Raw genomic sequence first — 26411 nt, 5'->3', positions numbered from 1 at the left:
CCGCAAGGGACGGGGTGCGGGCAGTGGTCGCCGTGGTGGGGGCCGGGGGCCGGACCGTGTTGGTCGGGGTGTTGATGCGTGGGCTCGGAGGGGAAAAGATGCGGTTCGGAGCGGCCGGGTGAGATTTCTGCACACCTCCGACTGGCATCTGGGGCGGTCCTTTCACCGGGTGAATCTGCTGGCCGCGCAGCGTGCGTTTCTTGATCATCTCGTGGCGACGGTGCGGGCCAGGGAGATCGACGCGGTGCTGGTGGCGGGCGATGTCTACGACCGTGCCGTGCCGCCGCTCGCCGCCGTCGAACTGTTCGATGACGCCCTGCACCGGCTTGCCGGGCTCGGGGTCCCGACGGTGATGATCTCCGGCAACCATGACTCGGCTCGGCGGCTGGGCGTCGGCTCAGGGCTGATGGAGCGGGCCGGGATCCACCTCCGGACCGATCCGGCCGAGTGCGGCACCCCTGTGGTGCTCGCCGATGCCCATGGCCCGGTCGCGCTTTATGGGCTGCCGTATCTCGAACCCGCCATGGTCCGCGACACCCTCGGGGCGCGGCGTGCCGACCATGCGGAGGTGCTCGGGGCGGCCATGGACCAGGTACGGGCCGATCTCGCCGGCCGGCCCACGGGGACGCGGTCCGTGGTGCTTGCGCACGCCTTCGTCACCGGCGGCGCGGTCAGCGACAGCGAGCGCGATATCACCGTCGGCGGCGTCGCCTCGGTCCCCGTGACCGTCTTCGACGGCGTGGACTATGCCGCCCTCGGGCATCTGCACGGCTGCCAGACGCTGACCGAGCGGGTCCGCTACTCCGGATCTCCGCTCGCCTACTCCTTCTCCGAGGCCGATCACCGCAAGTCGTCGTGGATCGTCGAACTCGACGCGGACGGTGCCGTGCACGCGGAGCGGGTGGACTGCCCGGTGCCGCGGCCGCTGGCCCGTATCCGCGGGCGGCTGGAGCAGTTGCTGGACGATCCCACAGCGGCCCGGCACGAGGACTCCTGGGTCGAGGCGACGCTCACCGACACCGCCCGCCCGCACGAGCCCATGGCCCGGCTGGTCAAGCGCTTTCCGCACCTCGTCAGCCTGGTCTTCGACCCCGACGAGGGGCCCACGCGTTCGCTGGCGTCGTATGCGCAGCGGCTGCGCGGGCGCAGCGACCAGGAGATCGCGGAGGATTTCGTGGAACACGTACGGTCCGGCCGCGCGGCCGATGAACAGGAGCGGGCCGAACTGCGCTCGGCGATCGACGAGGTACGCGTCGACGATATGGTGGCCGAGGTGGCGCGTTGAGGCTGCACCGGCTCTCGCTCACCGCCTTCGGACCGTTCGGCACCACCCAGACCATCGACTTCGACCGGCTGACCCGCGACGGGCTCTTTCTGCTGCACGGCCCGACGGGCGCGGGCAAGACCTCCGTCCTGGACGCGGTGTGCTTTGCGCTGTACGGGTCGGTCCCCGGGGCGCGGCAGAGCGGGCAGGCGCTGCGCAGCGATCTGGCCGACCCGCTCACCCTCACCGAGGTCGTTCTGGAACTGACCGTGGGCGAACGGCGGTTGGAGATCACCCGGCTGCCCGAGCAGCCGCGGCCCAAGAAGCGGGGCAGCGGCACGACGAAGGAGAAGGCGCAGAGCAGGCTGCGAGAGTTCGTGCCGGCTGGGAGCGGGGCCGGGGCCGGGACCGGGGGATCGGCGGATGGTGACGGGCCGGAGGGCGGCGCCGGTGCGGAGGGCAGTGGGCGCTGGAAGGCGCTGAGTCGCTCGCATCAGGAGATCGGTGAGGAGATCGGGCAGCTGCTCGGGATGAGCAAGGAGCAGTTCTGCCAGGTCGTGCTGCTGCCGCAGGGGGATTTCGCCCGTTTTCTGCGGGCCGATGCCGAGGCGCGTGCCCGGCTGCTGGGGCGGCTCTTCGACACCCGGCGGTTCGCCGCGCTCGAAGAGCAGTTGAACGCACGCCGCAAGGCTGCCGCGGACACCGTCACGGCGGGCGACGAGCGGCTGCTGGCGCTGGCGCACCGGATGGCGCAGGCGGCCGGGGAGAGCGCCGACCTCGCCGATCCCTCGGTCCCGGCGCCGGACCGGGCCGGGGCGGCGCCGCAGGGCGCACCGGCGCGCGGACGCACCGCGGCCGGCGGGCGCGGACGGGCCACGGCGACTGCCACGGCGAGGGCCACGCAGCGGGCGACCGTGCCGGGGCAGGCCGGGGCCGTGGAGCCCGGGGCCGTGCAGCACGGTGCACCGGCCGTATCGGCCCGTACCGGTGCTGCGGAGGACCCGGTCGCACCGGGCCCGGGCGAGCCGGGATTCGCGGAGGCGGTGCTGGTCAGGGCGGCGGTCGCCCGGGTGAGCGCACGGGAGCGGCTGGCGGTCGCCGACTCCGCGCTGCACGCCGCCGAGGCCGCCGAGCAGGCGGCGGCCGGGCGGTGGGAAGTGGCCCGGGAGCGCGACCGGCTCCAGCAGCGGTACGCGGACGCCCGGCGGCGGGCCGACCGGCTCGATGCCCACGCGGAGGAGCGTGAGCGTACCCGCGAGAGGCTGGAGCGGGCCCGTGCGGCCGCCGAGGTCGCGCCCGCGCTCGCGTTGCGCGACGCCGCCTGGCAGGAGCTGGACGCAGCGCAGCGCGCCGAGCGGCAGCGCAGAAGCCCGCTGCCGCCGGACCTCGTCGACGCGGAGAGTGATCAACTCGCCGCGCTGGAACGGGAGTTGCGGGAAGATCTGGGATCGCTCGGCGCCGCCCGGCGGGCCGAGCGGCGAGCCGCCGACATCGGCCGGGAGCGGGCCGCGCTCGACCACGAGGCGCGCGCCGACGAGCAGACCCTGCTGGACGCCGCCGAGTGGCTCGCCGCATGGGACGACGCCCAGCGCGCCCACCAGCAGCGCATCGACGCCGCGCAGGAGGCCGCCGGCCGGGCCGAACAGCTCGGCGCCTGTATCGAACCGGCTGCCGAGCGCTGGGAAGCGGCCCGTCACCGCGACCGGCTCAGCGGCGAGGTGCGGGCGGCGGAAGCGGAGTTGCTCGCCGCCAGGGAGCGGTCCGCGGCGGCCCACGAGCACTGGCTCGACCTCAAGGACCGGCGACTGCGCGGGATCGCCGCGGAACTCGCGGACGGACTCCGGGGCGGCGAGCCCTGCGCTGTGTGCGGCGCGACCGAGCACCCCGATCCGGCGCGGGCCGGTGCGGGCCATGTCGACCGGGCGGCCGAGGAGGCCGCGCTGGCGGCGTACCAAAAGGCCGAGGAGGCCCGTGGGCAGACGGAGGCCCGCTGTCACTCGGCCAAGGAGGCGCTGGCCGCCGCGGCCGCCACGGCGGGGGACGCCCCGGCCGGTGAACTCGCCGCACAGGTGGAGGAGTTGCGTGCCGAGTACGCCGGCGCCCATGAACGGGGTGCCGACCTCCCTGCCGCCCGTGAGGCGCTCGGACGCGCCGAGCGGGAATACGAGCGGCGGCGCGCCGAACAGCAGCAGGCCGAGCGCCGGGCCGCTGCCCGTAGTTCCCACCGGGAAGCGCTGGACCGCGAACGGGCGGCCCTGGAAGAGGAGCTGACCCGGGCGCGCGGCGACTCCCCGAGCGTCGCCGACCGCGCCGCCCGGCTGGAGCGGCAGGTGGCGCTGCTCGCCGCCGCGGCGGAGGCGTCCCGTACGGCCACGTCCTGTGCCCAGCGGCTCAAGGAGGCCGACGCCGGGTTGTCCGACGCCGCCTACCGCGCCGGATTCGACACCCCGCAGGCCGCCGCGGAGGCGCTGCTGCGGGACGACGCATGGCGCGCACTACAGCGACGGCTCGATGAGTGGCAGGCCGAATCCGCCGCCGTGGAAGCCGAGTTGGCTGATCCGGACACCGCGGCCGCGGCGGCGCTGGCACCCGCCGACCCAGCCGCCGCACAGTCCGCGCACCAGGCCGCGGCAGCACGGCTGCGCACCGCCTCGGCCACGCATGCCGCGGCCCGCGAACGCTGCGCCGAGCTCGACGGGCTCTCCGCCCGCGCCGGGGCCGACGCCCGCACGCTGGCACCGCTGCGCGCCGCCCACGACCGCATCGCCCGCCTCGCCGCCCTCGCCTCCGGTACGTCCACCGAGAACGAGCGGCGGATGCGCCTGGAGTCGTATGTGCTCGCCGCCCGGCTCGAACAGGTCGCGGCCGCCGCCAGTGCCCGGCTGCACCGGATGTCGGCCGGCCGCTACACCCTCGTCCACTCCGATGAACGTGCGGGCGGCGCCCGGCGTTCCGGCCTCGGGCTGCATGTCATCGACGCCTGGACCGGTCATGAGCGGGACACCTCCAGCCTCTCCGGCGGCGAGACCTTCTTCGCCTCGCTCGCGCTGGCGCTCGGCCTCGCCGACGTCGTCACCGACGAAGCGGGCGGTACACGGCTGGACACCCTCTTCATCGATGAGGGCTTCGGCAGTCTGGACGAACAGACCCTGGACGAGGTGCTGGACGTACTGGACTCGCTGCGCGAACGAGACCGCAGCGTCGGCATCGTCAGCCACGTCGCCGACCTCAAGGCACGGATCCCCGCCCAGCTGGAGGTCGTCAAGGACCGGTCGGGGTCGACGGTGCGGCATAAGCCCGCAGCCCCTCCCGCTCCCCGGTGAACCGGAACCCCGCCCGCTCCAGCACCCGCTGCGACGGGACGTTCTCCGGCTCGGTCAGGGCGTAGACCGTCCGTACGCCGGGCTGGGACGCGGCCCAGCTGGTGAGCAGGCGTGCCGCTTCGGTTGCCCAGCCGGCGCCGCGGGCGGAGGGAGAGAGGTCGTAGCCGATTTCCACGCAGCCGTCGGCGTCCGGCGGGCCGTGGAAGCCGATGCTGCCCAGGGCCGTGCCGGATGTGGCGTCGGTGAGGACGAAGATGCCCCAGCCGGGGCGGTAGTGGCCGGCTGCCGCGGCCCGTACCGCGATTCCGGCGCCGCCGGATGTGGTTTCGGGCGGCGCGCCGTCGATCCAGTCGAAGCCCGCGGGCTCGCCGTCCGCGACCCGTGCGGCGGTGGTCGGCAGCAGGGCGCGTAGCGCCACCCGGCCTGCGGTGAGGGTCAGTGGGTAGCCGGCGCCGACGGTGACCAGCGCCTCGAACAATGGCCGGTGGTCCGTTCCCGTGGGCAGGCCGCTGACCTGGCCGTCGCCGACCTCCACCACCCGCCAGACGCCGTCGGAGCGCAGCGCGAGATCCGTGGTGATGAAGCGCGCCCCCAACTCCCGTACGGCGGCCGCCACATGGGACAGGTCAGGAGTGGGGCGCAGCTCCGGTGTGTCGGGGTGCGGGCCGGACAGTACCGGCTCGCCGTCCAGCCACCACACCCGTGCCTCGCCCACCGCCGCGAAGTCCTCGAAGGCGCGGAGCACCACGCCGCCCGTGAGGAACTCCTCCTGGAGGGCGAGGAAGCGGGCGACGACCGATGTCAGCCGCTCGCTGTCCTGTCCGTCCGGTACGTAGGCGGCCTCGTGCCACTCGTGCTTACGGGATTTGACCCAGTCCTTGACGAGGAGCGGGCGGGGGCCGTCCGGGCCGCCGAGTCCGGCGGCGAGGTGGGCCAGGGCCGTCCGTTCCGGGGTCTGGCCGGGTGCGCAGGGGAGCCAGGCGCTGGGTGGGGTGAGGGCGCGGAAGGTGTCGTACCAGCCGGGGAGTTCATGGGCGGTGCGATACGACGCGGGGGAGGTCAGCAGTCGGCCGCCGCGTGCGGTGAGCGCCGCGGCCAGCTCGGCATAGCGGTCGGCGGGCAGCATCCAGCCGCGGTACCAGGCCGGCCCGGCACCGCGCGGGACCCGGGCGACCGCCGCTGCGGCATCCCCGGCCAGCAGTGCCTCGTGGTCCAGTACCGCCGTTGCCGCGCCGGCCGATCGTGCGGCGGCTGCCTCGGCCGCGAAGTGCGGGTCCTCCCTGAGGGTTCGGCCGGGAGGCGCGCCCCTCCGGGGGCGCAGCGGGTCGCCGGGGAACAGGAGGAGCGGCCGGTCCGCCGCGAGAGCCACGGTCATATCAGCGGACCCTACGGACGGCGGCGGCCGGCCACAACAGCATTGCGTCATGGCCGGCCGATGCCCCGGAGGCCCTGATCAGAGCGTGGACAGCTCGCTCAGCAGATCGTCCAGGCCGAGCGAGCCCTGCGACAGCGCCGCCATGTGCCAGGACTTGAGGTCGAAGTCCGCGCCGTGCCGGGCGCGGGCCGCCTCCCTGCCCTGGAGCCACACCCGCTCACCGAGCTTGTAGCCGATCGCCTGGCCGGCCATGCCCTGATAGCGGGTGATCTCACTCTCGACAAAGTCGGCCGGGCGGCTGCTGTGCCGCGCGAAGAACTCGTGCGCCAGCTCCGGCGTCCAGCGCTCACCCGGGTGGAAGGGCGAGTCCGCGGGGATCTCCAGCTCCAGGTGCATCCCGATGTCGATGATGACCCGGACGGCCCGCATCATCTGCGCGTCCAGGTAGCCCAGACGGCGTTCGGCGTTGGTCAGGAAGCCCAGTTCGTCCATGAGCCGCTCGGCGTACAGCGCCCAGCCCTCGGCGTTGGCGCTGACGATGCCGACCGTCGTCTGGTAGCGGGAGAGCTGGTCGGCGACGTGCGCCCACTGCGCCAGCTGGAGGTGATGGCCGGGCACCCCCTCGTGGTACCAGGTGGAGACCAGGTCGTACGCCGGGAAACGGGTCTCGCCCATCGTCGGCAGCCAGGTCCGGCCGGGCCGGGAGAAGTCCAGCGACGGCTGGGTGTAATACGGGGCGGCGGCGCCACCGGGCGGGGCGATCCGTGACTCGACCCGGCGCACCCGCTCCGCCAGTTCGAAGTGGGTGCCGTCGAGCGCGTCCATGGCCTCGTCCATGAGCGACTGGAGCCACTGGCGGGTCTCCTCGACGCCCTCCACCGCCTCGCCGTGCTCATCGCACCACGCCAGCGCCTCCCAGGGCGTCTTCGCGCCGGGCAGCACCTTCTCGGCCTCCGCCTCCATCTCGGCAAGCAGCCGGTGGAATTCGGACCAGCCGTACGCATACGCCTCGTCGGCGTCGAGGTCGGCGCCGTTGAAGTAGCGCGCGAGGCGGGCGTAGCGCTCCCGGCCCACCACGTCCGGTGCGCCCTCGATGGCGGGGGCGTAGATGTCACGAAACCAGTCGCGCAGCTCCACCAGGGCGCCGGTCGCGACCTCGGCGGCCTCGGTCAGCTCGGTGCGCAGCGAGTCCGGGCCCGGGTCGGTGAATTCGGCGAACCAGCTGCGGTCCGTGCCGATCCACTCGTCCAACTGGCCGATGACGGTGCGGACTTGGAGCGGACCGGCGGGCAGGTTCTGCTTGCGGCCGGCGTCGAGTGCGGCGCGGTAGCCCTCCAGTGCGGCGGGTACGGCCCGCAGCCGCTGGGCGAGCGCCGCCCAGTCCTCGTCGGTCTCGGCGGGGGTGACCGTGAAGACCTCGCGGACGTGGTGCAGCGGCGAGCTGAGGTTGCTGACCGTGCGCAGGCCCTCGCCCGCCTCGTGCACCGCCAGCTCGGCGGTCAGCCGCTCGCGCAGCAGCCGGGCGCAGATCTTCTCGGCGGCGCTGTCCGCGCCCGGCCGCGCCTCGGACTCGGTGAGCTTCTCCAGCGTCGTACGGGCGAGCTGGGCCACCGCTTCCTGGCCCGTCGGAGAGAAGTCGGGGAGCTTGCCGGAGCTCTCGGCGACGCCGAGGAAGGTGCCGGTGATGGGGTCCAGGTCGACGAGGGCGTCGACATAGGCGTCGGCGACCTCGCGGGGCAGCGGACCGCCGCCCCCGGAAGTAGTGGTGTTGGGCATACGGCCATCCTCGTATGGATCGCCCCGCCGCGTCACCATCAAAGAACTGTACGCCGCTGTCGCTTTTGGGCGCCCTCGGTGCGTGCCCCTAACGGGTGCCGGGTGTCGAGTGCCGCGGCCGGCCGGGTGTCAGGCTGCCCGGCCGGCGGAAGGGTGCGGTCCCTCCCGGGGGCTCAGCGGCGCGCGCCGCCCTGGCGCGCGACCCCGTCATGGATACGTATGCTCTCCCGCGGCTCCCGTGTGGCGGGTATTCCCGCCGGGCGGGCGGTGATCACCAGCGTGCCTTCCTCGATCTGGTAGTCGAGCGGCAGCCCGAGACCGCGCATCGCGGCCACCATGCCGGTGTTCGAGGCCTGGGTGATCGCGTACACGTTCTCGCAGCCCGTCTCGGCCGCCATCGACACCAGTCGGCGCAGCAGCTCGGTGCCGATACCGCGCTGCTGCCAGGCGTCCTCGACCAGCAGCGCGACCTCGGTCTCGTCGCCGTCCCACAGCAGATGGCCGAGCGCCACCAGCCGGCCGGAGGCGGTCTCCACGGCCAGGGTGCGGCCGAACCGCGGGCTGAGCAGATGACCGAGGTAGCGGTCCGCGTCGCCGACCGGGCCGTGGTAGCGCAGCCCGAGGGTCTGCGAGGAGCAGCGGTCGTGCATCTCCCGGGCCGCGGCCAGGTCGGAGGTGTCGGCGCGGCGGACGGTGATCTCGTTGCCCTCGGGCAGCGTCAGCACATCACGTCGCGGCGGCACCCGCTGGCCGAGCCGGGCGTCCAGCTCGACCAGCGCGCGGACCCGGGCGAACTCGGTGGGGGTGAAGGGCAATTGCGGCCTTTCGATGGTGAGTGAACCCCCGGAGGGGGCGCGGAACTTCATGAGGTGCTCTTCCAGCACGCCCTCCGTGGGGACCTGCTCGGCGAGCGGCCGCCCGCGCAGTGAGTGCGCGGGCACCGAACGGATGGTGCAGCGCCCCAGCAACTGCCGCAGTGTCAGGGGGAGTTCGGCGGAGTCCAGGGCCGTACGGGTCGCCAGGCCCAGCATCCGGGTCGGCGCGTCCACGAGGTCGTGTGCGTCGGCCCGCTCCAGCCAGCTGTGCGTGCCGCCCGCGCCGGCCACCGTACGGGTGAGTTCGTCGGGCGTCAGTGTGCTGGGCGCGCGCAGCAGGAACTCGTCGACCGTGCCGTCGGAGAGCGGGTGGGTCTGCAGGCTGAGGATGTCCACCCGCCGCGCACCCAGCGCCGTGCACAGCGCGGCCAGGCTGCCCGGCTCGTCCCGGACCGTGGTCCGCATACGCCACAGCACCGTCTCCTGGCCGCCGGCCACCTGGGCCCGGTCGGCGGAGGACGGCGCCGTGGCGCCGGTATCGGTCGGCGGCGGGGCGGGTTCGTGGCGTCGTGACCACCAGAGGTGGAAGCCGGCCGTGGCGAGCAGCGCCACCGCGGAGGCGCACAGCAGCACCGGGCCCGACGGGCCGTGCGTGAAGGCGTGGGCGAGGGCGTCGGCCGCCGCCACGGCCGTGCAGAGGGCGGCGAGTCCGACGATGTCCCGCCGCCGGTGCGGGCGGCGGGCGGCATGGGCAGAGGATGCTTCAGTCATGCACACAAGCCTGGCGGACAGGTGTTGCCTGATCACCAACACCTTGTGTCCTATGGGTAAAAGACGAAAAGGAAGCATTAGCGCCTACTGTCCTACCCGTCCTGGTTGCAGCACCTTGCTGAACAACACCTGGCCGCCCTCCTGACGCAGCCGCACCGTCAGCTCCCCGCTGCCCCCGTCGATATCGACCTCGCCGAAGTACTGCGGACTCTCCGCGGGGGAGGTGTTGGCACGGTCCGGCGCTTTGAGAAACGGTTGGTCGGGTCCGAAGGTTCCGTCCAGCTTCAGCGCCTGGAATCCGCCCGCGTTCAGCGGCCCCGACACGAACTCCCAGAACGGCTCGAAGTCCTTGAACGCGGCCCGCTCCGGCGCGTAGTGCTGCGCCGCGGTGTAGTGGACGTCGGTCGTCAGCCAGACGGTGCCGGTCACCCGGTCGTGCTTGATGTGCCGCAGCAGCTCGGCCAGTTGGAGTTCCCGCCCCAGGGGAGTGCCCGGATCGCCCTGGGCCACCGCCTCGAAGTTCGTCTTGCCGTCCGGGACGACCAGCCCCAGTGGCATATCGGAGGCGATCACCTTCCACACCGCACGGGACCGGGACAGCTCCCGCTTGAGCCAGCGCAGCTGTTCCGCCCCGAGGATGCCCTGCGGATCGTCGGTCTGCCGGCCCGGCGAATTGGCGTTCCGGTAACGGCGCATGTCCAGTACGAACACATCGAGCAACGGGCCGTGGCGCAGTACGCGATAGACCCGGCCTCCCCGGTCGGGCCGCAGCGTACGGATCGGGAAATACTCGCCGAAGGCGCGCAGCGACCGCGCGGAGAGCACATCCGCGTCCTTCTCGGTGTACCGGTCGTCGTCGAGCAGCTGCCCCGGGTACCAGTTGTTGTGCACCTCGTGGTCGTCCCACTGCGTGATCGTCGGCACCTGTGCGTTGAAGCGGCGCAGATTGTCGTCGAGCAGGTTGTAGCGGAACGCACCACGGAACTCCGCGAGCGTCTCGGCGACCTTCGACTTCTCCTCGGTCGTCACATTCCGCCAGATCCGGCCGTCCGGCAGCGTCACCCGCTCGGGGATCGGGTTGTCGGCGTAGATGTTGTCGCCGCTGCACAGGAAGAAGTCCGGGTTCCGGCGCCGCATGTCCTCGTAGATGCGGTAGCCGCCGCGGTCCGGATTGATGCCCCAGCCCTGCCCGGCCAGATCGCCGGACCAGTGGAAGCGGAGATCCGTGCGCCGCCCCGTGGGGGCCGTGCGGAACGTCCCGGAGACCGGCTCGCCGGTGCGCCGCGGGTCGTCCGGATCGGAGAGCAGCACCCGGTAGTGGATCTGCTCACCGGACGGCAAACCGTGCAGCGAGGTGACACCGGTGAAGTCGGTGTCCGGCCCGATCACCGGACCGTGCCAGGACCGGGCATTACGGAACGACTCGGTCGCCGCGGTCTGCACCACCATCCGGGCCGGCCGGTCGGACCGCACCCACACCAGGCCCGAGGACGTGGTGACATCCCCGGTCTGGACACCCCAGTCGGCGCTCGGCCGTCCGCTGCGGGCCTGGGCCGGTGCGGCACAGGAGAGCGCGGGCAGTGCCAGCGCCGCCGAACCCGCCGCCGCGCCGCGCAGCAGCGACCGCCGTCCGAAGCCGCCGCCGGATCCCTGCGCCATCTCCAACCTCCATGCCTCGACCGACTTCACTGCCGTCCTGTTCGTATCGCTGTCCGGTGCCCCGCAGCCGAACGGACGGTGAACACCGGCCCGTTCACGGGTCACGGTGCCCCCTTCGCCCGGACGGATCCGGGGACCTGCGACCGGCGGACCCGGGCCATGGTCGCAAGGCCACGGTCCGATGACCAGGATGCCGCCGTGGCGCATACGGTCCCTGTACGCGCGGCAGGAACGGCGGCCCCCGGGGAAGGCGGCACGCGGGCTCAGCTCACCGTGTCGAGGATGACCCGCGCCACCAGCGCCGGATCGTCGTTCATCGGCACATGTCCGCAGCCCGGCAGCCGTACGAGCCGGGCGCCCGGGATGGTGCGCTTGGCGCGGATGCCCTGGCGGGGGAGGAGCAGCCGGTCGCGGTTGCCCCAGGCGATCGTCACCGGGACATCGGGCACATCCGAGGTGAACCGCACCTCCCGGCCGGCCGCCAGCGTCGGCGCGAAGCCGGCTGCCTCGCGCAGCGCCCGGGTCTCCGCCACGACGGCGTCGGCCGAGCGGCGCCCGGGGTGGGCGTAGATGGTGGCGGTGAGCGAGGCGCGGCCGAGGGCCGTCCTGGCCAGCGACTCCACCGTCGGCTGGGGCAGCGCCTGGGCACCGGCGTACATCCCGCGCAGCACCCCGAAGGCGTAGCGCCGCTCGGCCGGGGTCCAGAAGCCCGCGGGCGAGAGCGCGGTGACCGACCGCACGGCGCCGGTGCGGCCCAGCTCCAGTGCGAGCAGCCCGCCCAGCGAGTTGCCCACCACATGCGGCCGGTCGATGCCGAGTTCGGCGAACGCCGCGGTGAGCAGCGGGATGACCGACGACAGGTCGTAGGAGGAACCGTCCGGCAGGCCGGGGGAGGCGCCGAATCCCGGCAGATCGAACGCGATGACCTCGTGGGAGGCGGCGAGGATGTCGCACACCGGGCGCCAGGCCTGGAGGTGGTGGCCGATGCCGTGCAGCAGGACGACGGGCTCGCCCGCGCCCTTGCGGTCGTAGGCGACCGTGAACGGCGGCCGGTCCTCGGGGGTGATACGGGCGAAGGAGACCGGGGCGGCCATGGGCGAACTCCTCTGGGGTGCGGGACTTTCGGTGGTGCCGACGTGCGCTGACACGATGCCAGCTGGGACTACTGAGCGGTATGGGGCGGCCGGGGTGAGGGAGAGTGTGCCGCACACCACGCGCCCGCGCCCCCGCACTCCCCGGTTTCCGCTGGACAAGGCCGGGGCGGCCGGGTGGGATGGAGGGGTGCTGAAGGATTCCGCGACCGAGGCCACCGACGTCTTCGAGGAGCACCGCCCCGTCCTCTTCGGGGTGGCCTACCGGATGCTCGGCCGGGTGGCCGATGCCGAGGACGTGCTGCAGGACGCCTGGCTGCGCTGGTCGGGCGCGGACCACGCGGCGGTACGTGAACCGCGCGCCTTTCTCGTACGCGTCACCACCCGGCTGGCCCTCGACCGGCTGCGCCAGATCCGGTCACGGCGTGAGTCCTATGTGGGGCCCTGGCTGCCGGAGCCGCTGCGGACCGACGTCGGCGGCACCGTCCCGGACACCGCCGAGCGGGCGGTGTTCACCGAATCGGTCACCCTCGCGGTGCTCGTCGTCCTGGAGTCGCTCTCCCCTCTGGAGCGCGCGGTGTTCGTGCTGCGCGAGGCCTTCGGCTATCCGTACGCGGAGATCGCCACCACCCTTGACCGCAGCGAGGCCGCGGTCCGTCAACTGGCGGGCCGGGCCCGGCGGCATGTGGCGGAGGGCACTCCGCGCTATGAGGTCGATCCGGTGCGGCAGCGGGACCTGACCGAACGGTTCCTGGCCGCCGCGGCCGGCGACGACCTGGACGGGCTGCTGAGCCTGCTGGCGGCGGACGCCCGGCTGGTCGGGGACAGTGGAGGGAAGGCCAAGGCCCCGCTGCGGATCATCGAGTCCGCCGACAAGGTCGCCCGCTTCCTCTTCGGCGTCACCCGGTCCGTACCGGCCGGTCTGGAGTTCACGGTCCTCGAACTCAACGGCGGGATCGCGCTGTTGGCGCACCTCGACGGCGAGCCGGACTCCGTCATCCAGCTCGGGATCGCCGACGGCAAGATCAAGACCGTCTATGTCGTCCGCAACCCCGAGAAGCTGGTGTCGCTCGCGGCTCGCTGAGCGGCGGCCCGCAGGCCGAGCCGCGGACTCGACAGCACCGGGACACCGGCGTCGAGCCCCTCGGCGGCCGGTGCCATGGAGGCCTGCGCCAGGACGATCACCTCGGCGTCCCGGACCCCCCGTGCCGCGGCGGCGACCATCGACAGATGGCCGTCGGTGTCGCCGCTCTCGAAGCGCTCCCAGGCGCCCGGCACCAGCACGGTCCGCATCCTGACCTCGCGGCCGGCCCGTTGGGCCTCCTCGGCGATCAGGGCTTCCGTAGGGGCGAGGGTGCTCTCCACGGTGGCGAGTACGACGATCCGCGGTCCGGCGGCGACGGCCGCCGCGGCCATCGGGCGGTCCACACGGAGAACGGGCAGGCCGAGCGCGGCGCCGGCCGCCTCCGCCACCGAACCGATCGTCGAGCAGGTGCACAGCGCCGACCGCGCACCGTCGTGGGTCGCCTCCGCGAGCGCGGCGGCGACGTCCTCCGCGACGGCCTCCGGCCCCTGCGCCCTTGCCCGCTCCAGGAGTTCGGGGCGTACGAGGTGATGCAGCGTCAGGTCGGGCGCCTCCTCGTCACGCAGTGCGTCGAAGACCGGGACATGGACGGGCGAGGTGTGCAGCAGAGCGAGCATGCCCGGGAGGTTACCGAGCGCGGCCGGGGAGAGCGTGCGCGGGAGGCCCGTTCCGGGCGGGCCGAGCGGGCCGAAACGGATGCCGGATTGGTCTTGACCAAGGGTGGGGGCGGCCATATCGTCGGGATACTGCAACAACCTTTCATAAAGAAGCGTTCATCATCGGGCGCGCAGCGGGCCCCTGTCCGGCGGCCGTGCGCGGCCCGAGCCCCATGGGGGAACAGTCCCGGTAACGGCCAGTGCGGAGGACAGGGTGGGGACCACGCAGCTCGAAACGGTGCCGGAGCCGAAGTACTGGCACCTCAAGACCGTGCTCAGTGAGGCGCTGGACTCGGAGTTCGCGGTCGGCGAGATTCTGCCCAACGAGCGTGATCTGGCGGCGCGGTTCGGCGTCGCACGGGCCACGCTGCGGCAGGCGCTGGAACAGCTGGAGCTGGAAGGCAGACTCCAGCGACGCCGCGGTGTGGGCACCACCGTCGCACCGCCCCGCGTCGGTGTCGCCGTCGCCGCCCGCCACACCTGGCCCGGCGCCGCCGGTGACGACTGGCAGCCGGTCGACTCCGCCCAGAGCGATACGGTGCCCGCCGCGGTGGCCCGCCTACTGGAGACGGCCCCCGGCGAGTTGATGCACATCGTCCGCCGCACCCGGGTCACCGAAGGTCAGCCCCTCGCCGCCGAGTTGGTGTACATCCCGGCGGCCGCGGTCCCCGGCTGCGCCGAGGCCGAGCTGCTCACCGGCCCCGCCCGTGCCTATGCGGTCCTGCGGGAGCTGCAGTCGCTGGAGCTGACGGGCCAGGACCGTACCGTCGAGCTCGGTTCGGCCCGTGCGGAGGACGCCCGGCAGCTGGACAGGCTGCCCGGCGCGCCCGTCCTCGTCGTCACCACCCGCTATGTCTCGGGGGGCCGGACGACCGCCGTCGCGGTCTCCACTTACCGTGCGGACACCTGCCGACTGACCTTCGGGGAGAGCGACGCGGTCGCCTTGCTCGCGGGGTAAGGCGGGGCGGTAGCTGAGGTACGGGTCCCGGATTTTGGTGGGCCCGTACTGTTGTGGCGGTCGGCGGTAGCCCGTTGCCGTCTTGCCGCGCCGCCCCTCCGTAGTGGCGCCCGTTAGCGCCCCGCGCCCCGGTGGCGCCCCGCCACCGTCCCCTCTACCGCGAAGAGTTCGCCCTCCACATGGTCGAGCGCGAGCCGCAGCGCCCCCGTTGCCACCGCCGCCTCGCCGAGCTGCGACAGGGCGACCTGCGGCGGTCGCAGGCAGTAGCGCGTCAACTCCCGGCGCAGCGGCTCCAGTACACCCGCCAGGCCCGCCGCCCAGCCGCCGATCACCACCAGCTCCGGGTCCAGCGCCAGCACCAGCGCCGCGACATCGTGCACCAGCCGCCGGAGGAAGCGGTCCACCGCCTCCCGCGCCTGTACGTCACCGTCCCGCGCCGCCGCGAAGACCGCCGCCACCTGCGCCTCGTCCAGGGGATGCAGCGGTTCCCCGGTCGTCGACAGCAGCTTCTCCGGCGTGGCCTCCCGGCCGAGCAGATGCAGTGCGCCGATCTCCCCGGCGGCCCCGCCGAATCCGCGGTGCAGTCGGCCGCCGATCAGTGAACCGGCACCCGGGCTGAGTCCCGCCAGCACGAAAACGATGTCATCCGAGCCGGTCGCCGCGCCCTGCCAGTGCTCGGCCACCGCGGCGGCGTTCGCGTCGTTCTCGACCAGTACCGGGCAGCGGAACGACCGGCGCAGCCGGTCACCCAGCGGCAGGCCCGTCCAGCCCGGCAGCGCGGTGCTCAGCCGTACGGTGCCGTCGGCCTCCACGATGCCGGGGCCGGCCGCCCCGACGGCCCACAGCGAACCGCGGGGCAAGCCCGTACGGCGCAGCAGATCGGACACCACGGCACGGACCCGCTCCAGCCGCTCATCGGCCGGTGCACTCACCGCCACGGGGCGCTGCGCGCTGTCCAGCACCCGCCCGTCCAGATCGGACAGCAGGGCGGCGACGCGGTGCGGGCCGATCTCGATGCCCAGCAGATGGCCCGCCTCGCGATGGAAGCGGAACCGGCGGGCCGGCCGGCCCTGGCGACGGGTCGCGGCGTCCCCGGCGGCCGCCTCGACCACCAGACCGGTCTCGATGAGCCCCTCGACCACACCCTCGACCGTCGGCCGGGACAGCCCCGTCACCTGGACGAGGTCGGTGAGCGTGGGGGAGTCCGCGGCGCGCAGCGCATCCAGCACCACCGCGGAGTTGATCCGTCGCAGCAGGGACGGATCCCCGCCGGTGAGCCGCCCCAACGTCCCTCCCTCACTTTGCGTGTGGGGCGGAGCGTAGCCGGTCAGAGGGTGCCCGGCGAGCCCCGCGGGAGGGCGGCACGGGCGGCCGCGGCACCCACCCGGCCCGCCCGGGGTGCGCCCGCTCCCGGCACCGCGACGGCCAATTGTCAGACCCGCGCGGTTTACTGACGGCATGACCCTTGACGAGGATCTGACGCTCATCGACCGACTGCGGCTGCGGGAGTTCCCGGCGGTGCCGGGCCGGTCCGGCATGGTCGAGAGCGGGCCCGGCTACCACATAGCCGGGCTGCGGGTCAGCGAGGAGTTCTGGGACGCGGACGCCGCCGAGGTGGCGGAGGCCGAGGAGGAGTTCACGGCCGAGCTGACGGCGCTGGTGCAGGCGCTGTCCTTACGGTGGGGTGCGCCCGAAACGGTCGATCTCACGGCCCAGTTGGAACGGTCCGCACAGGGCCTGCCGGTCCGGCCGCCGCTGGACACCCTGTGCGGATATGTCCCGCGGATGCAGGGCTGGCGGGTGCAGGGCCGCTGGATAGGTGTGGGGGTGGGGCAGGGCGCACGCGAGCTGCCGTTCCAGCTCGTGGCGGCCATAGGGGAGGAGGGCGTTTAACGGGAGAAGGCAGGGGCGAGCGCCGCGGAGAGGAGGCGGTGCGGGGTGCCGGTGCCGTCGGCGGGGACGGTCCAGAGGTCGGAGCCGTAGTCGCCCGGCAGGGAGTAGACCAGGGTGCGGCCGTCGCGCCAGATGGCCTGGTCGTCGATGTTGCGGTGTTCGCCGGTCGCGGTCTCGCGCAAGGTGCGCAGGTCGAGGACGTACAGCCGCCAGGGGGCATCGGGGTCGGCGCCCGCGACGCGCTTCTTGTAGGCGATCCGGGTGCCATCGGGGGAGAGCGAGGGGCATTCGACATTGGAGTGCAAGGCCCGGAGGGTTCTGGTGCGGCGGTCGCCGCGGACGAGATAGGTCTTTCCGCCGGTGGCGGCGGTGGCGTAGAAGCGGGTGTCATCGGCGAAGGTGACGCCCCAGACGTTGATATCGACGGCGTGGACCCGGTGCCTGTCGACGGTCAGCGCGTAGGTCTCCAGGTTGGCGTCCAGGTGCCGGCCACGGGTGTCGACGATGGAGGTGCGGGTGGAGAAGGCGGTGCCCGCGTAGGAGTCACCGCTGACGAAGACGGTCCAGGCGACGCTGCGGCCGCTGGGGGAGACCCGGGCGCGGGTGGGGGTACCGGCCAGGTCGTAATGGCGCAGTGCGCGCAGCCGGTTGTCCAGGAGGACGGCGCGGTAGGTGTCCCGGAGTTTGCCGTGCACGGCCTGGAGGCAGATGCCGGTCCCGGCGGCCGCGTGGAACCGCAGGCAGTGCACCCCGGACGCGGTGCGCGGTCCGGTGAGCCGCCCTTCCGGCACGGCGGTGATCTCGTCGCGGTGCGGCCCCCAGGCCATGTTGCGGAAGAGACCATGGCGCGGATCGTCCAGGCGTACGGGCCCGGGGGCCACCTCGGGGCCGCCGGACTGTGTGCGGTCCTTCCGGTCGGCGCGCCCGGCGGCGTGCAGGATCGCGCCGACGGCGACCGCGCCGAGTACGGCCACGGTGGCGAGCAGGATGACCAGGCGCGCGGTGTGGTTCAACGGGGTGCGGTTCACGGTGTGTGCTCCGAGGGGGAGTTCGGGGCCGTGGCCGGTCCGGCCGGCCGCAGCAGCCGGGCGCTGAGAGCCGCGGCCAGGGCCAGTCCAACGGCCGCGGCGAGGACGGCGGTGCGGTCGCCCCAGGCCGTCCAGGCGGCGCCGAAGGTGAGCGAACAGACGAAGCGGGCGGCCGTCTGACCGGTCTGCACCACCGCCAGACCGCTGCCACGGGCGTCCTCGGGCGCCGCGTCGGCGGTCGCGGCGGCCAGCACTCCGTCGGTCGCCGCATAGAACGCGCCATGCAGCACGAGCACGGCACCCACCAGCGCCGCACCACCGCCGAAGGGCGCCAACAGCAGCCCATAGGCGCACAGCAGCACCAGATGCCCGGCCACGAACAGCCGCCGCCGGCCGATCCGGTCGGCGATCGCCCCCATCGGTACCGCCAGCGACAGAAACGCCGCGGCGGTGCCCAGCGGGAGCAGCGGAAACCACCCCACCGGGAGGTCCAGCCGCCGCTGCAGGGCCAGATACAGGAAGGAGTCGCTGACGGTGGTCAGCCCGAGCAGGACGGCGCAGGCGGTCAGTCGGCGTATCTGCGGTCGGCCCAGCAGGGCACGGACCGGCGTCCGCGGTCCGTCCGGGGCCCGTCCGGCGGTGTCCTCGGCGGCGGGCAGGGCGCGGGCGGCGGGCAGCGCGCGGCCCGGGACGGTGCGGCCCGGAACGGTGCGGCCCGGGACGAACAGCAGAAGGACGACCACACCCAGTACGGCGACACAGAAGCTGACCGTGAACACCGCGTCATAGCCCTCGGCCGCCGCCCGCAGCAGCAGAAACGCCACCAGCGGGCCGCACAGCGCGCCCGCGGTGTCCATCGCCCGGTGCACCCCGAACGCCCGGCCACGGGTCGCCGGTTCGGCGGCCAGCGAGATCATCGCGTCCCGTGGTGCGGTCCGCAGCCCCTTGCCGGTCCGGTCCACCGCCAGCACCACCCCGATCAGCGGCAACGAGTGCACCAGCAGCAACAGCGGCTTGCAGAGCGCGGAGAGCCCGTACCCCACCGCGGCCACCGCCTTGTGGCCCCCGCCCCCGCCCCGGTCCGACAGCCGGCCGCCCACCAGCCGCACCAGCGCGCTCACCCCGTTGTAGACCCCGTCCAGTACGCCGAACCCCAGCGGGGACAGCCCGAGTTCGGCGACGAGGTACAGCGGGAGCACGGCCGTGACCATCTCCGAGGAGATATCGGTGATGAGGCTGACCACGCCCAGGACCAGCACCGTGGAGGGGACGGCGGCTGTGGCGCGGCGGCCGCGTCCGGCGATTCGGCCGCCCGGCGCATCAGAGGTGGCCGGGGCCGGGCGGCCGTCTGCGAGATACACGGGTCAGCCGGCCCAGATACCGCTGATGTCCTTGGCGTCGGCGGCCTGGCCCGCGTGCGAGGTGCCGTACATGTCCTCAAGGGTGCGCAGCACGTCGTAGTGGTTGTAGGTGGTGTCCGAAGTGGCACCGGCCCGCACGGGCTCGCCGTACAGCACGGTCGGGATGCGGTTGCCGCTGAGCCGGTTGTCCTCGTCGAAGGTGAGCAGCAGCAGACTGTTGTGGGTCTTGGCCCAGTCGGCGTAGCTCTTGAGGTGGTCCTTCAGCCAGCTGTCGCCCGTGGACACCGAGCAGTCGTGCATATCGCTGCACAGGTTCGGTACGACGAACGAGACGGTGGGCAGCTTCGAGAAGTCGCTGGGGAAGGCGTCCACGGTGTGTGCCGACCCGGTGGGGACATTGCTGAAGCCGAACCACGGGTTGTGCTTCTGGGCGTACTTGCCGCTCTTGCAGGTGGTCGAGCCCTCGGCGGGCAGCGACTCGTTGTAGCTGGCCCAGGACTTGCCGGCCGCGGTCAGCTCGGAGGCGAGGTTGGGGGCGTCGCTGAATCCCGGGTCGACGCAGCTGTCGTCGGTGACGCCCTGGGTGTCGCCGGAGAAAAGGGCGTAGTAGTTGGGCTGGCTGGGGTGGGTTTCGGCGTAGGAGGCGGTCAGACTGGCGCCACCGGAGGCAAGGGAGTTGATGTACGGCGCGCCGGAGGCGCCCATCACCTGGTCGTAGGCGTGGTTCTCGAAGACCACCACGACGACATGGTCGGGGGTGGGCACGGCGGCCGCGGCGGCCTCGGCGCCGAAGCCGTTCCCCGCCCAGATGCCGAGACCGGCGGTGGCCAGGGCGAACGCCCCGGCGAGTGCGGTGACGTTGCGGCGGCGGGAGCGGCGGATGCGGTGGGAGGAGGGCGGCACGGCGGTGGGGGACGACGCGGGCGTGGCAGGCACGGTGGTCTCCGTACGGGAGTGGGGGCGTGCGCGGGCGGCGTCAGAGTAGAGCCGTCAGATAGGCATGTACATGCCTTCGAAATGACGGCCGGCCGAACGGTGGACGGCTTTATCCGCCCGCCCCAGACGCTGAGCCGTAGCCCAACCCACCGTCCGCCCTATTCCCCGTCACCCTCCGCGAACGCCGCCGCGCGCAGCCGTCCGTACTCCTCCGCCATGGTCGCCACCGTCCAATGGGCGTTCAGACCACTGGGGTTGGGCAGGGCCCAGACGCGGGTATTGCCCAGCGTGCGCTGCTGCGGCCCGATCGCGGCCTTCTTGTCGTCGAAGGCCACGCGATACGCCGTGACACCGGCGACGGCGAGCCAGCGGGGCCGCAGCCGCGCCACCTTCTCGGCCAGCAGCCGGCCGCCCTCGCGGTACTCCTGCGCGGTCAGCTCATCGGCCTTGGCCGTCGCCCGCGCCACCACATTGGTGATGCCGAGGCCATGGGCGAGCAGCTCTTCCTGCTCGGCGGGGCGGAATTGACGCGGCGTGAAGCCGGCCGCGTGCAGGACCGGCCAGAACCTGTTGCCGGGCCGGGCGAAGTGGTGGCCGGTGGCCGCCGTCATCAGCCCGGGGTTGATACCGCAGAAGAGCACGCGAAGGCCGCTCGCGGCCACGTCCGGGACGAGGCGGCCGCGAGCGGCTTCGAGCTCTTCGGGGGTGAAGCGCACGGCTCCTCGCGTCAGAGGATCGAGCCGGGGGTGTATGCCGCGGCCTCCGGGTGCTGCTTGGCGATCTCCTCGATCCGGGCGACGACGGCCGCCACCTGGTCGGCCGCCGCGCCGGTGAAGGAGAGCTTGTCCGCCATCAGGGCGTCCAACTCCGCCTTGTCCAGCGGGATCCGCGCATCGGCGGCGAGCTTGTCCAGCAGCTCGTTGCGCTCCGCGCCCTGCTCCCGCATGGCCAGCGCCGAGGCGACCGCGTTCTCCTTGATCGCCTCGTGCGCCTCCTCGCGGCCCACACCGGCGCGGACGGCGCCCATCAGCACCTTCGTCGTGGCGAGGAAGGGCAGATAGCGGTCCAGCTCGCGGGCGATGACGGCGGGGAACGCGCCGAACTCGTCGAGCACGGTCAGGAACGTCTCCAGCAGACCGTCCAGCGCGAAGAAGGAGTCCGGCAGGGCGACCCGGCGCACCACGGAGCAGGACACATCGCCCTCGTTCCACTGGTCGCCGGAGAGCTCACCGGCCATCGAGGCATAGCCGCGCAGGATCACCATCAGGCCGTTGACGCGCTCGCAGGAGCGGGTGTTCATCTTGTGCGGCATCGCCGAGGAGCCGACCTGGCCGGGCTTGAAGCCCTCGGTGACCAGCTCGTGCCCGGCCATCAGCCGGATGGTCTTGGCCAGCGAGGACGGGGCGGCGGCCAGCTGCACCAGCGAGGTCACCACTTCGTAGTCCAGCGACCGCGGGTAGACCTGGCCGACGGAGGTGAACGCCTGGCCGAAGCCGAGGTGCCCGGCGATCCGCTGCTCCAGGTCGGCGAGCTTGGCGGCGTCCCCACCCAGCAGGTCCAGCATGTCCTGGGCGGTGCCGACCGGGCCCTTGATGCCGCGCAGCGGGTAGCGGGAGAGCAGCTCCTCCAGCCGGGCGAACGCCACCAGCAGCTCGTCCGCGGCGGTCGCGAAACGCTTGCCGAGGGTTGTGGTCTGCGCGGCGACATTGTGCGAGCGGCCCGCCATGACCAGCTCGGCGTGCTGGGCGGCCAGCGAGCCCAGACGCGCCAGCACGGCGACCGTACGGTCCCGCATCAGCTCCAGCGACAGCCGCACCTGCAGCTGCTCGACGTTCTCCGTCAGGTCGCGGGAGGTCATGCCCTTGTGGACCTGCTCATGGCCGGCCAGGGCGTTGAACTCCTCGATGCGGGCCTTGACGTCGTGCCGGGTGACCTTCTCGCGCTCGGCGATGGAGGCCAGGTCGACGGTGTCCAGCACCCGCTCGTAGTCGGCCAGCGCCTGCTCGGGGACCTCCACCCCCAGGTCCTTCTGTGCACGCAGCACGGCAAGCCACAGCTTCCGCTCCAGCTTGACCTTGTATTCGGGGGACCACAGCACGGCCAGCTCCGCGGAGGCGTAGCGGCCGGCCAGGACATTGGGGATGCGAGGCTTCGCAGACACAGCAGTCACGTGGTCAGAGTCTACTGGCGAATTGCGCAGGCCAGCGCCCCGGTCCCGGTTGTACGTTCCTCCAGGCCAGGGTGCGGGGGCCAGGGTCCCGGCGACTCCGGGTGTCAGCCCTCGTACGGCAGCAGCTCGGGGCGCTTGGCCGGACGTCCGTCACCCGAGGACCGGCCGGTGAGCCGCCGGCCCACCCACGGCACCAGATGCTCCCGCGCGAACCGCAGATCCGCGGCCCGCCGTGCACCCCAGCCCGGCGGGGCGGCGGCCGGCAGCGGCGCGTCCCAGTCCGACGCGGCGGCCAGTCCGAGCGCCTGCCAGACGGCCTCCGCCACCCGGTGGTGCCCCTCGGCGTTCAGATGCAGCCGGTCGTCGGCCCACAGCCGCGGGTCGGAGAGCGCCCGTGACGCGTACAGGTCCACGACCAGCGCGCCGTGCCGGGCGGCCACCTCGTCGATCCGCGTGAACAGCTGCTCCATGCGCGGTCGGAAGCGCTCCAGTACGGGCCCCTGACGCCCCGGGCTGCGCATCAGCACCAGCTGCCCACCACCCCTGGCCAGCTGCCCGGCCGCGTCCTCGAACCGGGCGCAGACCTGCTCCACATCGCACTTGGGCCGCAGAACGTCATTGAGCCCGCCGACCAGCGTCACCAGATCGGCGCCCATCGCGGCCGCCGGACCGCACTGCTCGTCGGCGATCTGCCCGATGAGCTTGCCGCGGACCGCGAGATTGGCGTAGCGGAACGCCGGGGTGGCCTCGGGGGCCCCGGGCGACGGCCGGGCCGCGGCCGCCAGCCGGGCGGCGAGCAGATCGGCCCAGCCGCGGTACGAGCCGTCCGGCAGGCCGTCCGACATGCCTTCGGTGAAGCTGTCGCCGACCGCGACGAAACTGGTGTAACGGGCATTCATCTCCATGGCGCGGTGATCCTACCGCCCGCCGTACCGCGCGGTATGCCCGGTCCCCGGGGTTCAGTGATGTCTTGCGGTGTACGGTCTCCTGATCTCGACCCGTGGGTACGCCGCGACCTCGGGAGGCGATCGTCGCCTATGCGCGGGCGATGATCAGCTACCAGCAGGCCAACCGCCGCCAGGTCCGCGTGATCACCGAGATGCTGCTCGACGACGGGGGAGCCCGGCTCAAGATGCCGGGCTCCCCCTATCGGTCGTGCTTCGGCGCCTCCTCCTCAGGCCGCCGGGCGTTGCAGCACCAGCCCCCGGAGCACGTCCTCCATCGTCACCAGCCCGGCCAGCCGACCGTCGTCACCGATCACCGCGGCCAGATGCGTACGGGACCCGCGCATCGCCGTCAGTACGTCGTCCAGCAGCGTCGCGGCCTTCACCCGGGCGATCGGGCGCAGCGCGGAGACCGGGAAGGGCACCGCGCGGGGGCTCGCGTCCAGGGCGTCCTTGACATGCAGATAGCCCAGGATGCGCTGGGTGTCGTCGACCACGGGGAAGCGCGAGAAGCCGGACTCGGCGGCCAGCCGCTCCAGCCCCTCGGGGGTGATCCCCATCTGTGCGGAGACGACCTTCCCGACCGGCAGCAGCACCTCCCGGACCGGGCGGCGGCCCAGCTCCAGTGCGTCGCGCAGCCGCTCCTGCGCCCGCTCGTCGAGCAGCCCGGCCGCCCGGGAGTCCTCGACCATCTTCGCGAGCTGGTCGTCCGAGAAGGTCGCGGCCACCTCGTCCTTGGTCTCCACCCGCATCAGCTTGAGCAGCCCGTTGGCCAGCGCGTTGATCGCGAAGATCGCCGGGCGCAGCGCCCGGGTCAGGGCGATCAGCGGCGGGCCGAGCACCAGGGCGCTGCGTACCGGCTCGGCCAGCGCGACGTTCTTCGGCACCATCTCGCCGAAGAGCATGTGCAGATAGGTGGCCAGCGACAGCGCGATCACGAACGAGATCGGGTGGATCAGCGCAGTCGAGATGCCCACCGAATGGAACACCGGTTCCAGCAGATGGGCGATGGCGGGCTCGGCGACCGCGCCCAGCACCAGGGTGCACAGCGTGATGCCCAACTGAGCCGCCGCGAGCAGCGCCGAGACATGCTGCAACCCCCACAGCACACTGGTCGCCCGGCGGTCTCCGCGCTCGGCGTACGGCTCGATCTGGCTGCGGCGCACCGAGATCAGGGCGAACTCGGCGCCCACGAAGAAGGCGTTGACGACCAGCGTCAGCAGACCCACGAACAGCTGGACCGCGGTCATCGGCGGGCCTCCTTCTCCTGCTCGTCGGTGCTGCCCGGCAGCGGGGCGTGCAGCAGCACCCGCGCCGCGCGGTGGCCGGTGGCGTCCAGGACATCCATCGACCAGCCGGCCACCTCCAGGGTGTCGCCGTCCTTCGGTATCCGGCCGAGCTCGGTGGCGATGAGACCGGCGAGGGTCTCGTACGGGCCGTCCGGCAGCCGCAGGCCGATCCGCTCCAGCTGGTCGGTGCGCGCGGCGCCATCGGCCTGGTAGACCTTGCGGCCCTCCGCGTCGCTGCCGGCCGGCGCCAGGTCGGGGGTCTCCAGCGGGTCGTGTTCGTCGCGGACCTCGCCGACCACTTCCTCGACGATGTCCTCCAGCGTCACCACGCCCGCCGTACCGCCGTATTCGTCGATGACCACGGCCATCGTGCGCCTGCCGGAGAGCCGGTCCAGCAGCCGGTCGACGGCCAGTGTCGCGGGGACCAGCAGCGGCTCGCGGACCAGCTCGGAGACCGGATGGCGGGGGCGGCGCTCGGCCGGGATGGCCAGCACGTCCTTGATGTGCGCCACCCCGACGACACTGTCCAGGCTGCCGCGGTAGACGGGGAAGCGGGACAGCCCGGTCGCCCGGGTCGCATTGGCCACGTCCTCCGCGGTGGACTGCACCTCCAGCGCGATCACCTGCACCCGCGGTGTCATGACGTTCTCCGCGTTCAGATCGGCGAGGTTGAGGGTGCGGACGAAGAGTTCGGCGGTGTCCGGCTCCAGCGCGCCCTCCTTGGCGGAGTGCCGGGCCAGCGCCACCAGCTCCTGCGGGCCGCGGGCCGAGGCCAGCTCCTCGGCGGGCTCCAGGTCCATCCGGCGGACCGTGCGGTTGGCGGTGTTGTTGAGGTGCCGGATCAGCGGCCGGAAGGCGGCGCTGAAACCGCGCTGGGCGGTGGCGACCTTCCTCGCGACGCTCAGCGGATGGGAGATGGCCCAGTTCTTCGGGACCAGTTCGCCGACGACCATCAGGACGACCGTGGAGATCGCCGTACCGAGGACCAGGGTCAGGGAATCCGCCACCGAACGGGGCAGGCTCATGGCATCCAGCGGTCCCGCCAGCAGCGTGGCGATGGCCGGTTTGGAGAGCATGCCGATGACCAGGCCGGTGACGGTGATGCCCAGCTGGGCGCCGGAGAGCTGGAAGGTGAGACCGCGCACCGCCTTCAGGGCGCTGTCCGCGCCCCGCTCACCGCGCTCGGCGGCGCGTTCGAGGTCGCTGCGCTCGACGGTCGTCAGCGAGAACTCCGCCGCGACGAAGACACCACAGGCCAGGGTCAGGAGGAGCGCCACACCCAGAAGGAGCAGGTCGGTCATCGAGTCACCTCCGTCCCATGATCGAACAGGATCGGGAGGTTCGCGCTCTGTCGGGAGGATGATCGACAACTGGGAGGCTCGCCCATGGCTGGACGCTCACACACCTTTCACTGAATGGGGGAACACCATGGTAAAGGATCAGCAAAGTTGCCGGTGAGTAAAGAGCCCGCCCCGGACCGGGACGGGCTCGTGCAGGATCGTCGAATACCGCGCTCAGCCGTCGAGCGGCTTGACCCAGCGCCGCCAGTGGTTCTCGCGATGGTAGCCAGCTGCGGCCCACGTGTGGTGGGCCTGCTCGTTGGCTTCCAGGACCATGGCGTCGGCGCGTCGCCCGCCGAGGGCGGTGAAGCGTTGTTCTGCGGCTTCCAGCAGGGCGGTGGCGATGCCTTGCCGACGGTGGTCGGGGTGTACGGCGAGTCGGTAGGCGGAGCATCGCCATCCGTCGAAGCCGGCTATGACGGTTCCGGTGAGGACGCCGTCGCGCTCGGCGAGGAGCAGGGCTTCGGGGTCTCGTGTGATGAGTCGGGCCACTCCGTCGTGGTCGTCGCTGATGCTCGTTCCTTCCGCGGCGTCGCGCCAGAACTGCAGCACGGCTTCGATGTCCGGGAGAGTGGCGTGGCGGATGTGGAGATCACTCATGGGGCGAGCCAAGCAGAGCGCCAGCCTGTCTGGCGAACGGATTCTGTGCCGAGGAATCGAGAGGGGTGGTGGGCCTGG

Annotated in this window: 21 protein-coding genes; 5 read left to right on the top strand and 16 right to left on the bottom strand. The window is 72.7% G+C overall.

Translation table 11 applies throughout. The features are described 5' to 3' along the window. Positions 1–118: 118 nt before the first annotated feature. Together STRTU_RS02090 and STRTU_RS02085 are read left to right on the top strand one after the other, a co-directional pair. Positions 119–1285: an exonuclease SbcCD subunit D gene (locus tag STRTU_RS02090; protein ID WP_159741945.1), complete on the top strand. Its 1167-nt coding sequence runs from the start codon at positions 119–121 to the stop codon at positions 1283–1285. Beyond that, complete coding sequence (locus tag STRTU_RS02085; protein WP_159741944.1) at positions 1282–4587, top strand: AAA family ATPase; 3306 nt, start codon at positions 1282–1284, stop codon at positions 4585–4587. The genes STRTU_RS02090 and STRTU_RS02085 overlap by 4 nt, the downstream gene beginning before the upstream one ends. Here STRTU_RS02085 and STRTU_RS35880 read toward each other — a convergent pair. The 5 genes from STRTU_RS35880 to STRTU_RS02055 all read right to left on the bottom strand — a co-directional run bounded on the left by STRTU_RS35880 (position 4526) and on the right by STRTU_RS02055 (position 12077). After that, a complete protein-coding gene (locus STRTU_RS35880; RefSeq protein WP_159741943.1) occupies positions 4526–5962 on the bottom strand; it encodes a GNAT family N-acetyltransferase in 1437 nt (478 codons plus the stop codon). The genes STRTU_RS02085 and STRTU_RS35880 overlap by 62 nt on opposite strands. 78 nt (positions 5963–6040) lie before the next feature. Beyond that, positions 6041–7738 carry a DUF885 domain-containing protein gene (locus STRTU_RS02070; protein WP_159741942.1) on the bottom strand — a complete coding sequence of 566 codons (1698 nt, stop codon included), beginning with the start codon at positions 7736–7738 and terminating at the stop codon, positions 6041–6043. A 173-nt stretch (positions 7739–7911) separates the two neighbouring features. Next, complete coding sequence (locus STRTU_RS02065) at positions 7912–9324, bottom strand: GNAT family N-acetyltransferase (RefSeq protein ID WP_159741941.1); 1413 nt, start codon at positions 9322–9324, stop codon at positions 7912–7914. A gap of 84 nt (positions 9325–9408) precedes the next feature. Continuing rightward, complete coding sequence (locus STRTU_RS02060) at positions 9409–10983, bottom strand: alkaline phosphatase D family protein (RefSeq protein ID WP_159741940.1); 1575 nt, start codon at positions 10981–10983, stop codon at positions 9409–9411. 263 nt (positions 10984–11246) lie between these two features. Further along, positions 11247–12077 (bottom strand): alpha/beta fold hydrolase, encoded by an 831-nt coding sequence (locus STRTU_RS02055; RefSeq protein WP_159741939.1) that lies wholly within the window; start codon positions 12075–12077, stop codon positions 11247–11249. A 187-nt stretch (positions 12078–12264) separates the two neighbouring features. On the opposite strand from STRTU_RS02055, the gene STRTU_RS02050 reads away from it, so the two are divergent. Further along, entirely contained in the window at positions 12265–13158 is an 894-nt protein-coding gene (locus STRTU_RS02050) for an RNA polymerase sigma-70 factor (protein ID WP_159741938.1), read from the top strand. Here STRTU_RS02050 and STRTU_RS02045 read toward each other — a convergent pair. Further along, positions 13110–13775 (bottom strand): aspartate/glutamate racemase family protein, encoded by a 666-nt coding sequence (locus STRTU_RS02045; protein WP_159741937.1) that lies wholly within the window; start codon positions 13773–13775, stop codon positions 13110–13112. The genes STRTU_RS02050 and STRTU_RS02045 overlap by 49 nt on opposite strands. A gap of 253 nt (positions 13776–14028) precedes the next feature. On the opposite strand from STRTU_RS02045, the gene STRTU_RS02040 reads away from it, so the two are divergent. Next, positions 14029–14772 carry a GntR family transcriptional regulator gene (locus STRTU_RS02040; RefSeq protein WP_159741936.1) on the top strand — a complete coding sequence of 248 codons (744 nt, stop codon included), beginning with the start codon at positions 14029–14031 and terminating at the stop codon, positions 14770–14772. Between the two features lie 113 nt (positions 14773–14885). Here the strand turns inward: STRTU_RS02040 and STRTU_RS02035 are convergent, their stop codons facing one another. Beyond that, positions 14886–16058 carry an ROK family transcriptional regulator gene (locus STRTU_RS02035; protein WP_159741935.1) on the bottom strand — a complete coding sequence of 391 codons (1173 nt, stop codon included), beginning with the start codon at positions 16056–16058 and terminating at the stop codon, positions 14886–14888. 172 nt (positions 16059–16230) lie between these two features. On the opposite strand from STRTU_RS02035, the gene STRTU_RS02030 reads away from it, so the two are divergent. Continuing rightward, entirely contained in the window at positions 16231–16665 is a 435-nt protein-coding gene (locus tag STRTU_RS02030; RefSeq protein WP_159741934.1) for a hypothetical protein, read from the top strand. Here the strand turns inward: STRTU_RS02030 and STRTU_RS02025 are convergent. From STRTU_RS02025 to STRTU_RS01985, 9 genes are all read right to left on the bottom strand, one after another. Next, positions 16662–17678, bottom strand: coding sequence for a TolB-like translocation protein (locus STRTU_RS02025; RefSeq protein WP_159746635.1), 1017 nt, complete (start codon positions 17676–17678; stop codon positions 16662–16664). The genes STRTU_RS02030 and STRTU_RS02025 overlap by 4 nt on opposite strands. An 11-nt stretch (positions 17679–17689) precedes the next feature. Continuing rightward, complete coding sequence (locus STRTU_RS02020) at positions 17690–19054, bottom strand: MFS transporter (RefSeq protein WP_159741933.1); 1365 nt, start codon at positions 19052–19054, stop codon at positions 17690–17692. Positions 19055–19057: 3 nt separating this feature from the next. Next, on the bottom strand, positions 19058–19936 hold the full coding sequence (locus STRTU_RS02015; RefSeq protein WP_159746634.1) for an alkaline phosphatase family protein: 879 nt from the start codon (positions 19934–19936) through the stop codon (positions 19058–19060). A 212-nt stretch (positions 19937–20148) separates the two neighbouring features. Beyond that, entirely contained in the window at positions 20149–20706 is a 558-nt protein-coding gene (gene mug / locus STRTU_RS02010; RefSeq protein ID WP_159741932.1) for a G/U mismatch-specific DNA glycosylase, read from the bottom strand. An 11-nt stretch (positions 20707–20717) separates the two neighbouring features. Beyond that, positions 20718–22151, bottom strand: a complete 1434-nt coding sequence (gene purB, locus STRTU_RS02005) for an adenylosuccinate lyase (RefSeq protein WP_159746633.1) — start codon at positions 22149–22151, stop codon at positions 20718–20720. A gap of 113 nt (positions 22152–22264) precedes the next feature. Then, positions 22265–23065 carry an SGNH/GDSL hydrolase family protein gene (locus tag STRTU_RS02000; protein ID WP_159741931.1) on the bottom strand — a complete coding sequence of 267 codons (801 nt, stop codon included), beginning with the start codon at positions 23063–23065 and terminating at the stop codon, positions 22265–22267. 269 nt (positions 23066–23334) lie between these two features. Beyond that, a complete protein-coding gene (locus tag STRTU_RS01995; RefSeq protein ID WP_159741930.1) occupies positions 23335–24354 on the bottom strand; it encodes a hemolysin family protein in 1020 nt (339 codons plus the stop codon). Then, the gene (locus STRTU_RS01990) at positions 24351–25694 is read right to left on the bottom strand and encodes a hemolysin family protein (protein WP_159741929.1); all 1344 of its coding nucleotides are present in this window, start codon (positions 25692–25694) and stop codon (positions 24351–24353) included. The genes STRTU_RS01995 and STRTU_RS01990 overlap by 4 nt, the downstream gene beginning before the upstream one ends. Positions 25695–25907: 213 nt before the next feature. Further along, positions 25908–26333, bottom strand: coding sequence for a GNAT family N-acetyltransferase (locus tag STRTU_RS01985; RefSeq protein ID WP_159741928.1), 426 nt, complete (start codon positions 26331–26333; stop codon positions 25908–25910). Positions 26334–26411 lie beyond the last annotated feature (78 nt).

The organism is Streptomyces tubercidicus (assembly GCF_027497495.1).
In the GTDB taxonomy this organism is placed as follows: Bacteria; Actinomycetota; Actinomycetes; order Streptomycetales; family Streptomycetaceae; genus Streptomyces; species Streptomyces tubercidicus.
The sequence above is the reverse complement of the archived record's forward strand: the minus strand, read 5'-3'. Positions and strand labels throughout refer to the sequence as shown.

What these genes read in the sequence shown, in the direction of transcription:
- STRTU_RS01995 (WP_159741930.1), bottom strand. Translation starts at nt 24,354, where the DNA reads ATGACCGCGGTCCAGCTGTTCGTGGGTCTGCTGACGCTGGTCGTCAAC.
- STRTU_RS01990 (WP_159741929.1), bottom strand. Translation starts at nt 25,694, where the DNA reads ATGACCGACCTGCTCCTTCTGGGTGTGGCGCTCCTCCTGACCCTGGCC.
- STRTU_RS01985 (WP_159741928.1), bottom strand. Translation starts at nt 26,333, where the DNA reads ATGAGTGATCTCCACATCCGCCACGCCACTCTCCCGGACATCGAAGCC.
- STRTU_RS35880 (WP_159741943.1), bottom strand. Translation starts at nt 5,962, where the DNA reads ATGACCGTGGCTCTCGCGGCGGACCGGCCGCTCCTCCTGTTCCCCGGC.
- STRTU_RS02060 (WP_159741940.1), bottom strand. Translation starts at nt 10,983, where the DNA reads ATGGCGCAGGGATCCGGCGGCGGCTTCGGACGGCGGTCGCTGCTGCGC.
- STRTU_RS02000 (WP_159741931.1), bottom strand. Translation starts at nt 23,065, where the DNA reads ATGGAGATGAATGCCCGTTACACCAGTTTCGTCGCGGTCGGCGACAGC.
- STRTU_RS02065 (WP_159741941.1), bottom strand. Translation starts at nt 9,324, where the DNA reads ATGACTGAAGCATCCTCTGCCCATGCCGCCCGCCGCCCGCACCGGCGG.
- STRTU_RS02055 (WP_159741939.1), bottom strand. Translation starts at nt 12,077, where the DNA reads ATGGCCGCCCCGGTCTCCTTCGCCCGTATCACCCCCGAGGACCGGCCG.
- STRTU_RS02070 (WP_159741942.1), bottom strand. Translation starts at nt 7,738, where the DNA reads ATGCCCAACACCACTACTTCCGGGGGCGGCGGTCCGCTGCCCCGCGAG.
- STRTU_RS02045 (WP_159741937.1), bottom strand. Translation starts at nt 13,775, where the DNA reads ATGCTCGCTCTGCTGCACACCTCGCCCGTCCATGTCCCGGTCTTCGAC.
- STRTU_RS02030 (WP_159741934.1), top strand. Translation starts at nt 16,231, where the DNA reads ATGACCCTTGACGAGGATCTGACGCTCATCGACCGACTGCGGCTGCGG.